This window comes from Streptomyces sp. KM273126, assembly GCF_004337435.2.
Taxonomy (GTDB): Bacteria; Actinomycetota; Actinomycetes; order Streptomycetales; family Streptomycetaceae; genus Streptomyces; species Streptomyces acidicola.
In genome coordinates, this window is record NZ_SJXB02000001.1 from 4,004,343 (window position 1) to 4,019,465 (window position 15,123).

Annotated in this window: 12 protein-coding genes; 8 read left to right on the forward strand and 4 right to left on the reverse strand. The window is 69.0% G+C overall.

What is annotated here, in order from left to right; all coding sequences use genetic code 11:
- Nucleotides 1–1,944, forward strand: coding sequence for a glycoside hydrolase family 15 protein (locus tag E0500_RS17310; RefSeq protein WP_131566101.1), 1,944 nt, complete (start codon nt 1–3; stop codon nt 1,942–1,944).
- A gap of 120 nt (nt 1,945–2,064) precedes the next feature.
- Here E0500_RS17310 and E0500_RS17315 read toward each other — a convergent pair whose 3' ends face one another.
- The 4 genes from E0500_RS17315 to E0500_RS17330 form a co-directional block, all read right to left on the reverse strand.
- Nucleotides 2,065–3,186, reverse strand: coding sequence for a glycoside hydrolase family 5 protein (locus tag E0500_RS17315; RefSeq protein ID WP_258572825.1), 1,122 nt, complete (start codon nt 3,184–3,186; stop codon nt 2,065–2,067).
- A gap of 140 nt (nt 3,187–3,326) precedes the next feature.
- The gene (locus E0500_RS17320) at nt 3,327–3,689 is read right to left on the reverse strand and encodes a response regulator transcription factor (protein ID WP_131566053.1); all 363 of its coding nucleotides are present in this window, start codon (nt 3,687–3,689) and stop codon (nt 3,327–3,329) included.
- Between the two features lie 279 nt (nt 3,690–3,968).
- Nucleotides 3,969–5,036 carry a glycoside hydrolase family 6 protein gene (locus E0500_RS17325; protein WP_258572827.1) on the reverse strand — a complete coding sequence of 356 codons (1,068 nt, stop codon included), beginning with the start codon at nt 5,034–5,036 and terminating at the stop codon, nt 3,969–3,971.
- 13 nt (nt 5,037–5,049) lie between these two features.
- A complete protein-coding gene (locus E0500_RS17330; RefSeq protein ID WP_131566050.1) occupies nt 5,050–6,165 on the reverse strand; it encodes a S8 family serine peptidase in 1,116 nt (371 codons plus the stop codon).
- 730 nt (nt 6,166–6,895) lie between these two features.
- On the opposite strand from E0500_RS17330, the gene E0500_RS17335 reads away from it, so the two are divergent.
- The 7 genes from E0500_RS17335 to E0500_RS17365 all read left to right on the forward strand — a co-directional run bounded on the left by E0500_RS17335 (nt 6,896) and on the right by E0500_RS17365 (nt 15,102).
- A complete protein-coding gene (locus tag E0500_RS17335) occupies nt 6,896–7,270 on the forward strand; it encodes a GtrA family protein (protein ID WP_228022752.1) in 375 nt (124 codons plus the stop codon).
- Nucleotides 7,267–8,559, forward strand: a complete 1,293-nt coding sequence (locus E0500_RS17340) for a glycosyltransferase (protein WP_131566044.1) — start codon at nt 7,267–7,269, stop codon at nt 8,557–8,559. Before E0500_RS17335 ends, E0500_RS17340 begins: the two co-directional genes overlap by 4 nt.
- Entirely contained in the window at nt 8,549–10,297 is a 1,749-nt protein-coding gene (locus tag E0500_RS17345; RefSeq protein ID WP_309505085.1) for a glycosyltransferase family 39 protein, read from the forward strand. The genes E0500_RS17340 and E0500_RS17345 overlap by 11 nt, the downstream gene beginning before the upstream one ends.
- A 23-nt stretch (nt 10,298–10,320) precedes the next feature.
- Complete coding sequence (locus tag E0500_RS17350) at nt 10,321–11,937, forward strand: hypothetical protein (protein WP_181587033.1); 1,617 nt, start codon at nt 10,321–10,323, stop codon at nt 11,935–11,937.
- A 113-nt stretch (nt 11,938–12,050) separates the two neighbouring features.
- Nucleotides 12,051–12,488, forward strand: coding sequence for a hypothetical protein (locus tag E0500_RS17355; RefSeq protein ID WP_131566038.1), 438 nt, complete (start codon nt 12,051–12,053; stop codon nt 12,486–12,488).
- The gene (locus E0500_RS17360; protein ID WP_131566035.1) at nt 12,485–14,404 is read left to right on the forward strand and encodes a PAS domain S-box protein; all 1,920 of its coding nucleotides are present in this window, start codon (nt 12,485–12,487) and stop codon (nt 14,402–14,404) included. The genes E0500_RS17355 and E0500_RS17360 overlap by 4 nt, the downstream gene beginning before the upstream one ends.
- Complete coding sequence (locus E0500_RS17365; protein ID WP_131566033.1) at nt 14,401–15,102, forward strand: response regulator transcription factor; 702 nt, start codon at nt 14,401–14,403, stop codon at nt 15,100–15,102. The genes E0500_RS17360 and E0500_RS17365 overlap by 4 nt, the downstream gene beginning before the upstream one ends.
- Nucleotides 15,103–15,123: the final 21 nt, after the last annotated feature.

A 15,123-nucleotide genomic window follows, 5' to 3' on the forward strand; every position in this document is an offset into this window, starting at 1 on the left:
ATGTCCGAGTGGACGAGGGACCCCGCTCGCGCCGCCGTGGTGGTCGGAACGGAGGCGCGGCCGATAGCCGACTACGCGCTGTTGTCGGACCGTCAGGGCGCGGCACTGGTGGCGCGTGACGGGTCGGTGGACTGGCTGTGCCTTCCCCGCTTCGACTCCGCGTCTGTGTTCGCCCGGTTACTGGACCGTTCCGCCGGTCACTGGTGGATCCGTCCGGTCGGCGTCTTCACCGTGCGCCGGGCGTACGTGGACGCGTCGATGGTGCTGCGTACGGAGTTCCGGACCGACACCGGCACGGTCGTGGTGACCGACGCGTTGCAGGTGGGGGCGTGCGCGAGCGGCCGTGACCTCGGCCGGGAGGTGCCGCACACGCTGTTGCGGGTGGTGGAGTGCACCCGGGGGTCGGTCAGGATGGCGGTGGAGTACGTTCCGCGGCCGGAGTACGGCGCTGTACGGCCGCTGCTGGCGCCCGCCGACGGGGGCCTGCTCTGCCCGTTCGGTTCCGGATCGCTTCTGCTGTCCTCACCGGTGCGGCTCCAGGCTCGGGCCGCCACGGCCCGCGGACAGCTGGTGCTGAACGCCGGGGACCGGGCCGGCTTCGCCCTGCAGTGCGTGCCGGCCGGCGCCCGGCGGAGGCTGTGGACCCAGGACGAGATCGAGGCGGCCCTGGCCACCACGCTCGACGCCTGGCGGTCCTGGGCCGCGCGGAACCAGCGGTACGAGGGACCGTGGCGGGAGGCGGTGCGCCGGAGCGGCCAGGTGCTCCAGGCGCTCACCTTCGCCCCGACCGGCGCGGTTGTCGCGGCACCCACGACATCGCTGCCGGAGGCGGCGGGCGGCGAGCGCAACTGGGACCACCGGTTCTCCTGGGTGCGGGAAGCCTCCTTCGCCCTGCACGCGCTGTCGGTGGCCGCCTGTCCGGGGGAGGCGGAGGCGTTCTTCGCCTGGATGGCGCGGACCGCTTCCGCGGAGGGCCCCGCCGACGGCCACCCCCTCCAGGCGGTCTACGGGGTCGGAGGCGAACGGGAGCTGACCGAGCGCACGCTCGACCATCTGGCCGGCTGGGGCGGCAGCCGGCCCGTGCGCGTCGGCAATGACGCGTGGCGTCAGCGCCGGCTCGACATCTACGGCGAGCTGTTGGACGCCGCGTACCGGCTGCGTGGCCGACTGCACCGGCTCGACGCGGACGGACGGCGGTTTCTGACGAGCCTGGCCGACGCGGCCGCGGTGCACTGGCCCCAGCCGGATCACGGCATCTGGGAGTTCCGCGGCCACCCGCAGCACTACCTGCACTCCAAGCTCATGTGCTGGGTCGCGCTCGACCGCGCCATCGCCCTGGCCGACGAACTCCGGGCCGCCGCCCGGGTGCCCGCCTGGACCGCGGCCCGCGCCGGCATCCGCGTGGCGATCGAGGCGTACGGCTGGAGCGACCGGGCGGGGGCGTACAGCCAGGCGTTCGGATCCGCCGTGCTGGACGCCTCCGCGCTGATGCTGCCGATCACCGGCTTCACATCGCCCGGTGACGTGCGGGCGCGGGCCACGGTCGCCGCCGTACGGGAGCGGCTGACCGGCCCGAGCGGGCTGGTCCACCGCTGTCAGCGCCTCGACGACGGGCAGGGCCTTGGCTACGGGCAGGGCCTCGGCTACGGACCGGGCCTCGACAACGGACACGGCCTTGGCGACGGCCCGGCTGGCGGGGAGGGTCCCTTCCTCATGTGCACCTTCTGGCTCGCCCACGCGCTCGCCCTGATGGGCGAGGTCGCGGACGCGCGGGCGGTTTTCGAGCGGGCGGCCTCCTGCGCCAATGACGTCGGGCTGCTGGCCGAGGAGGCGGACCCGGACGACGGTCAGCTGCGCGGCAACTTTCCGCACGCGCTCAGTCACATCGGCCTGGTCAACGCGGCCTGGGCGATCGGCCGGGCGGAAGCGGGCGGACACGGCTGAGAGGCCGCGGGCATCGCGCCCGCGGCCTCTCGCCGCTCACTCCGGGTGCACGTCACCTCGGGCGTACGTCACTCCGGGGTGTACGTCGGATTGCTCCGACTCACTCCGACTTGCTTCGGCTTACTTCGACGAGTTCTCCGGCTTGCCCTTCAGCAGCGGCGCCTGGTAGTCCCCGAGCAGCGCCTTCTTGCCCGGGTCCAGGGTCTTCCAGTCGTCCTTGAGGACGCCACCGGTGTCGCCCGAGTTCGGGTTCCAGGACCAGTAGGTGTAGCTGATGCCGTTCTTCTTCAGGTACTTCATCAGGCTCTGCTGCCAGACGGCCTCGGTGCTGTTGCCGGTGGACTTCCTGCCGCCGAACTCACCGAGCATCAGCGGAGCGGTGTTGTCCTTCTTCAGGTAGCCCCAGTGCTTGTCCCAGAAGGCCGGCATGTTGTTGGGGAAGTCCTTGTCCATGAACCAGTTCTGGTTGTAGACACCCGGGCCGTACTCGTGCGGGGAGTACACGACCTTGTTGGCTTCCTTGAGCTTCACCGGGTGTTCCTTGACGTGGCGCAGTTCGCCGCCCCACCAGGTCGTCTCGTCCTTGTACTTGTCGTTGCCCTCGACGAAGATCAGCCAGTTGGGGTTGACCGAGTGGATCGTGTTGCCGGCCTTCTCGGCGGCCATCTTCCAGTCGGTCTTCGGGTTGCCGTCGCCCCAGGTGGCCTGGCCGCGCGGCTCGTTGTGCAGGTCGGCGCCGATGACCAGGTCGTTGTTCTTGTACCGCTGGGCCAGCATCTTCCAGTCGGACAGCCACTTGCTCTCGGGGAGCTTGTCGGTGTACCAGAGCTCGCTCTGACCCCACTGGTCCGGGCGGTGCTGGTCGAGAATGACCATCAGCCCGTGCTTGGTGGCGCTCTGGACGACCTTGTCCATGAGCTGGAGCCCGTTCAGCCCCTTGAGATCCGGGTTCTGCTTGAGGTCGATGCCGTTGGGCTTGCTCTTGGCGTCGAAGAGCTCGTTGGAGTAAGGCAGCCGGAGCGTGTTGAACCCGGTGTCGACCATCTGCTGGAACATGGAGTCAAGGTTGCGCGTCCACAGGCCGTGCGGTGCGAAAGTGCCGGTCTCCAGGCCGAACCAGTTGACGCCGGTCAGGGTCACCGTCTTGCCCTTGGAGTCCACGATGTCGGCCCCGGAGGTGCGCAGCGGACCCTGGCTCCCGGCCTCGGCGCTGGAGCTGCTGCCGCTCTTCACGGAATCCATCGTAAACGCGGAGACTGTCCCTCCGACGGCGGCAACCGCGACGGCCGCCCCTGCGGCCCCGAGAATCATGCGGCGGCTGAGACCTCGCTTCTTTTCGGTCGCGGTCGTGGTCGTTTCGGCGTGGTTTTCCATGGGGGAATTCATGCGGTAAGACTCCTGAGGAATTCGGGTACGGCAGTTTTGAGAATGCTGATGGGGGGCGTGGTCGCCGACGCTTCCGGGCACTCCGTGTACGGTTCCGTGGCCGTTGAAATGAAGACGAGTGCGGCCATGGGGAGGAGTTCGGAGAGCGCCTTGCCGAGCTGATGCGACGGCCAGTACGGCCAGTGCGGCGTGTCCGTGTCGACCAGGACCACGTCCGGGCTTACTCCGCTGACCAGCGAAATTGCCTCACAGACGGTGGCCACTGCGCCCACGAGTTCACATCCCGGCGCTTCCGTGACGAGATCTGCGAGAGCAGCCATTACCTGCGGATGGGGCTCCACGACGAGAACTCTTTTCACGGGCGGGGAACTCCTTCGAGCGTTTTTCTGCCATGCCCAGAAGGCTAGAAAAGAGGCCCCGCCCGAATCGACGTACGACGGATCGAAATCCGCGCACACCAAACGGCCGAATTCGGGCTACCTCAATTGAGGTAGCCCGAATTCGGCCGTTTTGAGCTCTTTGATATGGCTGTGGATCGGTTGGTGAAGGCGGTGTTCGCGGTGTTGCACGCAGCCCTGTGCCGCCCGGAGCGCGCTGGTCAGCGACTCAGCGACTCAGCGAGTCAGCGGCTCAACGGGTCAGCGGGCCAGCAGGTAGGCGTACTGCGCGTCGAACGTCCCCGGGGCCGCGGCGCAGCCGTCGGCCTGTCCCGGCGGTTTCACCCACAGATAGGCGTCGACCCCACGGACACCGGTGTCGGTGGTGGGGACGTGGCCGAGCCGCCGGCCCGGGGGATCGCAGGGATGATGGCCCCGGATCGGCCCGGCACCGTTGCGGCTGGTGTCGATCACCATGCTCAGCCGGGCGTCGGCCAGGTCCCCGAGCACCGCGAGGCCGTAGCGGATCTCGTCATCCGTCCTGTTGAAGTTCGACACGTTCAGGGATATGCCGTCCCCGTACCGGGTCACCCCGGCGCGCCGGAGCCGGTCGGCCATAGCCCGCGCGGGGTGCCAGTCGGAGTGGCCCGCGTCGTAGTACACCCGGGCGTTCGGGGCCTCGCGCTGCAGCACACGGCCCGCGTAGGCCAGGGCCGCGTACCGTTCCTGCCGCTCCCGGGGGCTGAGGCAGTCGGCGAGCGCGAGGGCGTCCGGTTCGAGGATCACCGCGGCGCGGCCGGGGCCGATTCCCCGGGAGAAGGCCCTGATCCACTCCCGGTAGGCGGTGGGATCTCCGGTGCCGCCGCTGCTGTGTCCGGAGCAGTCACGGCGGTGCACCGCGTAGGCGACGAGGACCGGCAGCGTGTCCCGGACCCGGGTGGCGTCGATCACCGCCCGCACCTGCTCCGTCACCCTCAACGGGTCCGGGTCGGTGAACCAGGACCCCTGCGGCCGGTCCGCGATGCGCTTGGCGATGACTGCCGCCCGGGGGTCCCCGGCGTTCTGGTGCACCCAGAGGGCGGCCGGAGTGTCGGGGTCGGTGTAGAGGCGGGTGTCGGCGGGGAAACGGGGCGGCGGCAGGATGAGCGGCGCCGCGGCACCGACACTGGGAGCGGTGAAGAACGGAGCGGTGGTCGCCGCCGTGGCCAAGGTCACCAGGAGGCCGAGAGCGGACAGCAGGGCCGTCATCCGCACCCGCCAGGCGTGCGGATACACGCGCCCCGGGTCCGGTACTCCGAGGCGCGTGTACGGGGAGGCAGAGGTGTACAAGCCGCTGCCGCCGTCAGCCGTCGTCCGTGGTCGACACAGTGCGCCGGATCAGGAACCAGGAGACGGCGGCCAGCACGATCAGCGCGCCCGTCGCGGCCGACACCACCATGATCGGTCCCGTGTCCGAGGAGCGGGTGGCAGCGGCGTCCTTGTCGGCGGACACCGTGGACGCGGAGTCGGACAGGGCCGCCCGCTGCGGCAGCGCCGCCGCGGGGGCGACGATCGCGGAGCCCTGACCCCGGCCCCGAGGGGTGGCGGTCTCGGTCAGCCGCCGTGTGACCTGGTCCACGGTCCACTTCGGGTGCTGGGCGCGCACCAGCGCGGCGGAGGCCGACACCCAGGATGCCGCGAACCCGGTACCGGAACCGGTCCAGTAGTCGTCGTTCCGGGCGGTCGTCAGGATGTCGACACCCGGTGCGGCCAGGTCCACGTGCTTGCCGCGGTGGGCGTCCGGCCAGAGCGCGCCCTTCTTGTCGATGGCGGTGACCGAGAGGACTTCCGGGTACGCCGCCGGGTAGGTCTGCGCGTTGCCGGTCCCGCCGGTGTCGCCCGCACCGGCCACGACCAGGGCGCCGTGCCGGACCGCGTACTCGACCGCCGCCTTCAGGGCGGGGCTCGAACGGCGGAAGCCCACAGTGACGTCGATGACCCGGGCTCCCTGACGCGCGGCCGCCCTGATCGACTTCGCGGTCGCGTTGGTGGGGCTCGTGTTGTCGAGGAAGACCCGGAAGGGAAGTATGCGTGCCTCGGGAGCGAGCCCGACCAGGCCGTCGCCGCGGTAGTTGCGGCCGGTTCCGGCGATGATGCCCGCGGCGTAGGTGCCCTGGAACGTCTCGCTGCCCTCGTCGCGCGTGTTGTAGACGTCCGAGCCACTGATGACGCGGCCCTTGAGGTCAGGATGGGACGCGTCGACTCCGGTGCCGATCACCGCGACCGTCACGCCCTCACCTTTGGTGATCTTCCATGCCTGTTCGGCCTTGAGCGAGGTCAGAGCCCACTCGGAGTCGCGGAGCGCCCCGGAGACCGCCGGAGCCGCCTTACCCGGCATGGCGAGAGTGAGCGCCAGCGCCGCGACGGCGGCCAGGGCGCGTCCGGCGAGCGCGGAGCCCGAGGTTGTACGTCCTGTCATGGCGAAGCACCTACCCCTGCTACCCCTAGGGGGCTTCTGACGGATCTCCGCGGCGTCGCGACGCCCGGCACTCCCCCACTGCCTTGAGGGCGTGGGAGGTACCCCCACTCGCCGCACGGCGCGAAGGGACAAGTGGCTCCGCCACATGACCCTCCACGCCGCACGCCGAGAGCACGCACCGAACGCCGCTCCTTCTTCCACGGAGATCCGTCAGAAGCCCCGTAGTGCTGGTGGATGTGGGGCCGGGCCGCGGTGATGGAGCGGCCCCGGCCGTTCCGGCCCGGGCTCCCGACCGGAGCACCCGGCGGGAACTCGCCTGCCCGCCCATGGTCCGGGTCCCGCGCGAGGCATTGCACCCGCGAATGGGGGAGAAGCTGGTCCCCTCTTCGGGGGACCGCGAGGGCCCGGTGAACCCGATACCTGAGGCCGACCGGGCGTCTCTCCCCCAAATGGGGGAGCCGACGCCTCCCCCGAAGGCGGGGAAGACCCCTCACCCGTTCACGTGATGTACGCGACCGTCCATGAGCGCACGCTGGTCTGCGGTGGTCTCGCCGTGCGGGACCGAGGGGCATTCTCTTCGCTTGGAGGAGTCGCGATGCACCTGATGCACCGCTCTCGGACGGCACCCGTACGAGCCGACGTGCCGCGCACATCGGATGGAGAACCCTCCGGGAGTCCTCCCGGGTCCCCGGCGCGCGGCGGCAGGCTCCGAGGACCTGCCGCAAGACGCATGCTGAGGTTCGCGCTGGTCGGTTGCGCGGGTGCGGTTGTGAACACGGTAGCGCTGTACGCCCTTCACCGTCTGCTGCGCGTGCCGCTCGTCGTTGCCTCGGCCGCGGCCGTCGAGCTGGCCGTCATCCACAACTACGTGCTGAACGACCGGTGGACCTTCGGGATGCGAGCCCTCTCACTGAAGCGGTTCGGCAAGTTCAACGCGTCCATGCTCGCCGGCCTCGCCGTCAACGTGCTGGTCCTGTGGGCCCTGGTGCACGGCGGACGCCATCTCGTGCTCGCGAACGTGGTCGCCATCGGCGTCGCCTTCGCGGTCAACTACACCTCCAGCGCCCTCTGGGTGTGGCACGGGACCTGGGGGAGGAATCGATGACCTTCCTCCTGTACGCAGGACTGGTCCTGATCTCCGTCCTGCTCACCGTGCAGTCGGCCCATGTGCTCTTTCTGATGCTCTACACCTGGGACCAGCCCGGTGCCGAACGGAAGGCGGCGGCACCGGAGACCTTCCTGCCGCCGCAGCTGTCGTTCAGCGTGCTGCTGCCCGCCCGGCATGAAGAGGACGTCATCCAGACGACCATCGAGCGAGTGGTGCGCGCCGACTATCCGGACGATCTGCTGGAGGTCTTCGTGATCTGCTCGGCCGACGACACCGGAACCATCGGCAAGGCCGAGGAGAAGATCGAAGAACTCGGCCGGGAGGGGCTGCACAACGTCGAGGTCATCGTCTTCGACGACAAGCCGATCAACAAACCGCACGGGCTCAACGCCGCTCTGCCGCACGCGAGCCACGACGTGGTGACCATCTTCGACGCCGAGGACGACATCCACCCCGCGATCTTCGACCTGGTCAACACCGTGATGATCCAGGACGAGGTCAATGTCGTCCAGGCCGGCGTGCAGTTGATGAACTATCAGTCCACCTGGTACTCCGCCCTGAACGTCCTGGAGTACTTCTTCTGGTTCAAGAGCCGTCTGCACTACCACGCCCACTGGGGGTCCATCCCGCTCGGCGGCAACACGGTGTTCTTCACACGGGAGTTGCTGGTGCGCCTCGGCGGCTGGGACGAGCACAACCTCACCGAGGACGCCGACCTGGGCCTGAGGGTCTCCGCCGCGGGGGAACGGGTGCGGGTCGTCTACGACGACCGCTACGTGACCAAGGAGGAAACCCCGCCCACGCTCGGCCACTTCATCCGCCAGCGCACCCGGTGGAGCCAGGGCTTCATGCAGACCCTGCGCAAGGGCACCTGGAAACAGATGCCCACCCGCAAACAGCGCTGGCTCGCCTTCTATGTGCTGGCCTTCCCGCACGGGCAGGCGCTGCTGGGCGTGTACCTGCTGTTCTCCCTCGGCATGATCCTCCTCTTCAAGGTGCCGGTGCTGGTCGCGCTCATCTCGTACCTGCCCGTGCTGATGCTCGTGGCGCACTTCCTGACCGCGGTGGTCGGACTGTACGAGTTCGCCGAAGCCCACGGGCTGCAGGCGACGTCGAGCACCGTGTTCCGCATGGCCCTCGCCTGGTACCCGTACCAACTGGTCCTGTGCTACGCCGCGATGCGCGCCATGCGGAGGCAGATGCAGGGGCGGCACGACTGGGAGAAGACAGCGCACGTAGGCGCCCACCGGGCCCAGGCCGAGGGAGCTGAGTCCCGTGTCGCATGATCAGCAGAAACCGCGGCTCAGTGTGGTCCACGAGAAGGCCGCGGCGCCGGACGGGGCCACGGCACCGGCCGAGACCGCCGCGTCGCCCGAGACCACCGCGCAGGCCAGGCAGCGCCCGGACGAGAACCTGTCCGTGGCGAAAGGCCGCTTCCCCCCGCTGGGACGGAAGGGCAGGATGTCGCTGGTCTTCGCCATGGCCACCGGGCTCGTCACGCACGCCTGGCATCTGTTCCAGTACCCGCTGTACCTCACCGACGAGGGCATCTACATGCAGCGGGCGTGGTCGCTGATACGGGAGACCAGACTCTCTCCGTACACCTACTCCTACGACCACGCTCCGGGCGGCTGGATCACCCTCGCCGGGTGGGCGTATCCGCTGCCGAAGCAGTTCGAGACCTTCGGCAACGCGATCAACACCGGCCGATTCCTGATGCTGCTGGTGCACATCGCCAGCGTCTACCTGCTGTTCGAGGTCACCCGCAGGCTGTCCGGCAGTGTGCTGGCCGCCTCGGTCTCCGCCTTCTTCTACAACGTCTCTCCGCTGGCCGTCTACTTCCAGCGTCAGGTCCTGCTGGACAACATGATGATGTTCTGGGTGCTGCTGGGGCTGCTCGCCCTGCTGCGCCCGGAGTTCCGTATCAAGGACGCCGTCGGGGGCGGGATGGCCCTGGGGATCGGCCTGATCACCAAGGAGAACGCTCTCTTCTTCGTTCCGGCCTTCCTGTATCTCCTGCACCGCAGGATCAAGGGCACGTCCAACCTCCGGTTCACGCAGATGTTCTGGCCGTTCACGATGCTGATTCCGGTCGGCGGGTACCTCATGTACGCGACGCTCAAGAACGAGCTCCTGCCGAGCGGACTCAGCTTCAATCTGAACAGCCCGCCCACCGAGCACGTATCGCTCCTCTACACCGCCTGGTGGCAGGTAAACCGCACCGAGGGAAAACTGTTCAGTCACGAAGGGCTCCTGTACCAGAGCTGGCTTTTCCGGGACGCTTTCTTCCTGTACGTCGGAGTGGTCGCCATGGCCCTGTGCCTGCTCTGGGGCCTGAAGGACCGTAATCGCGATCTGGGTTTCCTGATCAGTGGAGCGCTCTCTTTCGGCTACTTCTTCTACCTGCTGCGAGGCAGCGTGGTCCTGGACTTTTACGTGGCTCCGCTGATTCCGATGTTCGCCATCAACATCGGAATGGCGACGGACCGGGTGATGAAGTGGATGCGTCCCATGCTGAAGCAGGGTGGCCCGGTCTATCGCGGGCTGCGGGTCGGGCTGCCCTGTTTCGTCATCGCCCTGCTGATCATGTCACCGACCTCGGGATACCTCATGACGACGAACACCGAAGGACGCGTGAAACTTGCGGACCAGTACGACCCGAAGCTCAACCTGACCGCCCTGCAGGGGCAACAGGTCGAGTGGATACGCAAACACATCCCGCCCGACGCAAGGATCATCACGGACGACGACATATGGATGATGCTGCACGATGTGCGCCCGTTCTATCCGTATGCGCATTCCCACTGGAATGCTGCGTCCGACCCGGCCGTGCGGGACAAACTGTTCCGCAAGAAATGGCAGAACATCGACTACATCATCATGTCGAACAAGATGCGCAAGTCCATCGACGACAACAACGGTGATGGCCGGGAGAACTGGATCCTCCAGGGCCTGCGCAATTCGAAGAGGGTCTGGTACATCCAACGCGGCGATATCAAGCTGGAAATCTACCGGGTGGAATAGCCTCAGGGCGGGAGGTGAAGGTCGTGCCTGAGAACGAGAACGGGATCGTGCCTGAGAACGAGGAAAAGAACGTCCCCGGCGGTCCCGACAAGAAGAAGCGTTTCGGTGTGAAGCAGGTCCTGATGGCTGTCATCATCCTCGCGGTCGTCGGATCTCTGGCGCAGGTGGTCGTCCGGACCGGCGGCTTCGGCGGTGCTCTCAGTACCACCGGTGAGCGAGGAGGCGCGAAGAAGTCCGAGACCCACGAGGCCGAGAGGCCCGAGGGCCGTCCGACGAAGGAGGTCAACTTCGGCAGCAAGCAGCCCATCATCGTGGTCGGCCAGGGCCGGGCCGCGCCGGGCGGCAAGGTGACCGTCCAGGGCGCGGGCTTCAGCGCGATGGCCACCGTGGACCTCCGGCTGGAGGGCGGCCAGAAGCCCGGTGCGGCGGGCAAGCCGGCCGCGACGGTCAAGTCCAACGGGTCCGGCGCGTTCGTAGCACAGGTCCGCCTGCCGCAGAACTCGGGCAGCGCGCCCACGACCGTGGTCGCCCAGGAGCGCGGCGGCACCGCCAAGAGGCCCGGGAAGACGGCCGAGGCACAGGTGGTCAGCGGGGGCGGGATCGGAACCGTGGCGATCAACAAGGCGGTCGGCAAGCCGGGCGACACGGTGTCGCTGTCCGGTCGCGGCTTCACTGCCGGGGAGTCGATCGCGGTGTACTGGGGGCGCGTCAGCGGCGAACCCGTCACCACGCTGCGGGCCGACTCGTCGGGCGGCATAGGCCAGGCGAGCATCAAGGTGGGGGTGGCCCCGGTGGGCCCCAGCACCCTGGTGCTGGTCGGCCAGAAGAGCAAGATCACGGCAACGGCCCCGTTCCAGATGCTGGGGCTGTACCCCACGGTCAAGTCCACGCCGTGGGCCGTCAAGGCCGCGCAGAAACTGACCGTGAGCGCGCGGGGGTTCGCACCGGACGAACGCGTGCTCATCTACATCAACAGCGCCTCAGGCGTCCCGGCCTTCACCTCCAACGCCGACGGGCGGGGCCGGATCCAGGATGTCGCGTTCGAGGTGCCGTTCGGTCTGAAGGGCAAGCAGAGCCTCCTCCTGGTCGGTGAGCAGTCGCGGGCCAAGGCGAACTCCGCGTTCCGCGTGATGCCGTACACCCCGTCCGCGGAGCCCAGCACCTACGGCGGACGCGCGGGCACCACGCTGAGCTTCTACGTCAGCGGCTTCGCCCCGAACGAAGAGGTGGCCCTGTACGTCGGCGGCAACGAAAGCGGCGGCGGACGGAAGATCGCGACCTTCCAGGTGGACAGCCGGGGCAAGGCAGGCCCCGCGGGCTCCTACCGGCTCACCGCGGCGGACGAGAGCGGCGTGACCTTCAAGCTCGTCGGTCTGAAGAGCGGCAGCACCGCCCAGGCGGGAATCAACAACTCCAAGGGCCAGGGTGACGGCGGGGGCGGCGGCGGGGGCGGCGGAGACCAGGGCGGTGACCAAGGCGGGGGCGGCGACCAAGGCGGAGACCAGGGCGGGGATCAAGGCGGAGATCAGGGCGGAGATCAGGGCGGAAACCAAGGCGGGGACCAGGGCGGAAACCAAGGCGGGGACCAGGGCGGAAACCAAGGCGGAAACCAAGGGGACCAGGGCACTCAAGGCCAGTAGCCCAGGGCCTGTGGGCTGCCTCGCCGGAGATGCCCGAACTGCAAGCTCCCGAGGCGGCCCGTCAGGCAACCCGGTGTTCCATAGTTGTGGGTAGAAACATCATGGAGTGCACCATGACTACCATTTTTGGGCCAAATTCCCGAAGAGTCCTACAGTTCCTCACCCACATCGAGGACCTGTCGCCCCAGGAGATCGACCGCGTGGCCGGCGTGTGGCGTCAGACCTCCAGCCAGACCCGTGCCGAGGCATGGGCAGAGGTCCGGCACACCACCACCGACGAGGAGCGCTACCGCATCCTCGTGGCGGCGTCCGTGGCCCGCCGGGCCGCCCTGGACACGGCGCAGAGCCACCAACGGCACGACTGGGCCTTCTGGGCGGCGGTCTGGGACGCGGTGATGGCGATCGCCGTCTGCGACCGGATCGGCGGCCACTACGACACCCTGATCGCCCCGGTCGCCTCCGTCATGCCGTTCCTGGGCGTGTGCCGACGTGACCAGCTCGGCACCCACCACCTGCCGGACGCCGTACTCGGGGGGAGCCGCCGGCCATGAACCACCGAATCCCCGTCATGGTGGCCGACAACGACGCCGAGGTCCGGGATGCGCTCGCGGACCTGATCGGGTCGTACCCGGCCTTCGAACTCGTCGGCCTGGCCGCCGACCACGAGCAGACCGTGTCGGCGGTGGGCCGGACGCACCCGAGGGTCCTGGTCCTGGACGTGCAGATGCCCGAGGGCGACGCCGCGGGCACCATACGGACCCTGCGCGACCGCGCACCGGACACGAGGATCCTGGCCCTGTCCGCCTACGCGGACAGCGAGACCGTGCTGCAGGTCCTGGCCGCCGGAGCCGTCGGCTACCTGGTCAAGGGCGCGCCCGCGGAGGAGATCCTGGAGGCGATCACCCGTGCCGCCCGCGGCCAGTTCAGCATGTCGGCCAAGCTCGTCGAGGCCTGCCTGGAACCGCTGAAGCGGCAGCCGAGGCCGTTGTCCGGCCCCGGCGTGAGAACCGCGGCCCCGCGCGTCGACGAGAAGGCGTGCCTGGACCTGCTCGAACAGGCCCCGTGCGGCGTGCTCGTCACCGGGGCCCAGGACCGCGTCGAACTCGCCAACGCCCAGGCCCGGCACATGTTCGGCTACAGCGGCGCCGAGATGCGCGGCAAGCGGCTGCGTGACCTGCTGCCCGAGCACCCGGGTGCCGCGACGGCCGCCGGACAGCTGATCGCACCCACGTCGGCGACACCGGGGCTGCGCCGGGACGGCACCGAGTTTCCCGCGCGGATCGTCGGCGGCCGGCTGCGGAACGGTCGCCCGCGGTACGTGGTGTACGTGACGGACCTCAGCGAGGCCGGTGCGAGCGGGGACCGGCTGCGCCAGCTCGTCGACTCCTCACCGGACGCCATGCTGCTCCTGGACGCCGAGGGCCGTGTCCGCCAGGCCAGCCCCCGGGCCGAGACCCTGTTCGGGTACACCCGGGAACAGTTGCTCGGCATGCTCGTCGAGACGCTGCTGCCCGACCAGCCGCTGACCGTCTCGTTGCGGGACTGGACCGAGCCCTGGCAGGAACGGGCGGGCCACAGCGTGGAACTGGTCGGCCGACGACAGGACACCAAGCAGTTCCCGGCCGATGTGAGCGTCAGCCCGCTGCGCACCCCGGACGGCGTGTTCACCGTGCTGACCGTCCGGGACATCACCGAGGTGCAGCGTGCCCAGTTCGTCCTGGAACGCAGTCTGGAACTCATGGAGGGAACCGGCCGTGACCGGCAGGCCCTGCTCAGCCATCTCATCCACGCCCAGGAGGAGGAACGCAGGCGCATAGCCGCCGACATCCACGACGACACCATCCAGGTCATCACCGCCGTGGGCCTGCGCCTCCAGCAGTTGCGCGGGCGACTGACGGACCCCAAGGACGTGCAGGTGATGGACAGGCTGGACGAGACCCTGAAACTGTCGCTCAGCCGCCTGCGGCAACTGATCTTCGACCTGCGGCCCTCCAGCCTGGAGCACGGCAGCCTGGCCACGGCCCTGCAGACGTATCTGGACCGGATGAGCGCCGAGACCGGCACCCACTACAAGTTCGAGGACCGGCTGCAGGCCGTGCTGCCCGTGGAGACGATGGTGCTGATCTACCGGACCGCCCAGGAAGCCCTGATGAACGTGACCAAGCACGCGCGGGCGAAGACCGTCCGCGTGCAGTTGCTGGGCGTCGACGACGGCTGCCTGATGCGGATCGTCGACGACGGCGTGGGCTACGACCCGATGGAGGTGGAGTCCCGCCCCGGCCACCTGGGCCTCACCCTCATCCATGAGCGGGCGCAGATGGCGGGCGGCTGGAGCCGCGTGGAGAGCCAGCCGGGGGCCGGCACGACCGTCGAGTTCTGGGTGCCGCTCGCCGAGGCTCCGTTGCCTCCCCCGGGATACCGTGCCGGCGAGAACAGCGGCCCCCCGGAACGGCATACGGAGCCATGAAGAACGCGCCCGTCCTCACCAAGGTGCTGCTCGTCGAGGACCACCGCGTCGTGGCGGAGGGGCTGTGGGCCCTGCTCGACGAGTACGACGACCTGACCGTGGTCGGCTGGGCCGACTCGGTCGCCGAGGCGGTGCCCATGACGGAGCAGCTCGACCCGGAGGTGGCGCTGATCGACTACCGGCTCCCCGACGGCACGGGCGCCGAGGCGGCGGACCGCATCCGCGCCCTCGACCCCACCGTCGCGGTCGTCTTTCTCAGCGCCGACACCAGCGACGCCGCCCTCCTGGCCGCGGTCGAGGCGGGCGCGAGCGGATACCTGCTCAAGTCGGCGGGCGGAGACGAGATCGCCTCCGCCATCCGCGCGGCAGCCGCGGGCGAAACCCTCATCCCCGCCCGAACCCTCATGGAGGTCCTCGCCCGGCACCGCGAGAGCACCAGGGTCTTCGCCCAGCAGACGGAACGGCTGGAGAGCCTCACCAGCCGGGAACAGGAGATCCTCGCCCTGATGACCCAGGGCGTCGACAACCGTGCCATCGCCGACCGTCTGACCATCAGCTACGCCACCGTACGCACCCACGTACGCGGAATCCTGGAGAAGCTGGACGCACGGTCCCAGCTGGAGGCGGTCGCCAAGGCCGCCGAGTGGGGCTTCCGCCCGGCGCAGCCCGACCCGACGGCGGAGACGAACGAACCCTGACGGCCGGGCCCGAGGCACCGC

What these genes read in the sequence shown, in the direction of transcription:
- E0500_RS17310 (WP_131566101.1), top strand. Translation starts at nt 1, where the DNA reads ATGTCCGAGTGGACGAGGGACCCCGCTCGCGCCGCCGTGGTGGTCGGA.
- E0500_RS17315 (WP_258572825.1), bottom strand. Translation starts at nt 3,186, where the DNA reads ATGGATTCCGTGAAGAGCGGCAGCAGCTCCAGCGCCGAGGCCGGGAGC.
- E0500_RS17330 (WP_131566050.1), bottom strand. Translation starts at nt 6,165, where the DNA reads ATGACAGGACGTACAACCTCGGGCTCCGCGCTCGCCGGACGCGCCCTG.
- E0500_RS17335 (WP_228022752.1), top strand. Translation starts at nt 6,896, where the DNA reads ATGCTGAGGTTCGCGCTGGTCGGTTGCGCGGGTGCGGTTGTGAACACG.
- E0500_RS17340 (WP_131566044.1), top strand. Translation starts at nt 7,267, where the DNA reads ATGACCTTCCTCCTGTACGCAGGACTGGTCCTGATCTCCGTCCTGCTC.
- E0500_RS17355 (WP_131566038.1), top strand. Translation starts at nt 12,051, where the DNA reads ATGACTACCATTTTTGGGCCAAATTCCCGAAGAGTCCTACAGTTCCTC.
- E0500_RS17360 (WP_131566035.1), top strand. Translation starts at nt 12,485, where the DNA reads ATGAACCACCGAATCCCCGTCATGGTGGCCGACAACGACGCCGAGGTC.
- E0500_RS17365 (WP_131566033.1), top strand. Translation starts at nt 14,401, where the DNA reads ATGAAGAACGCGCCCGTCCTCACCAAGGTGCTGCTCGTCGAGGACCAC.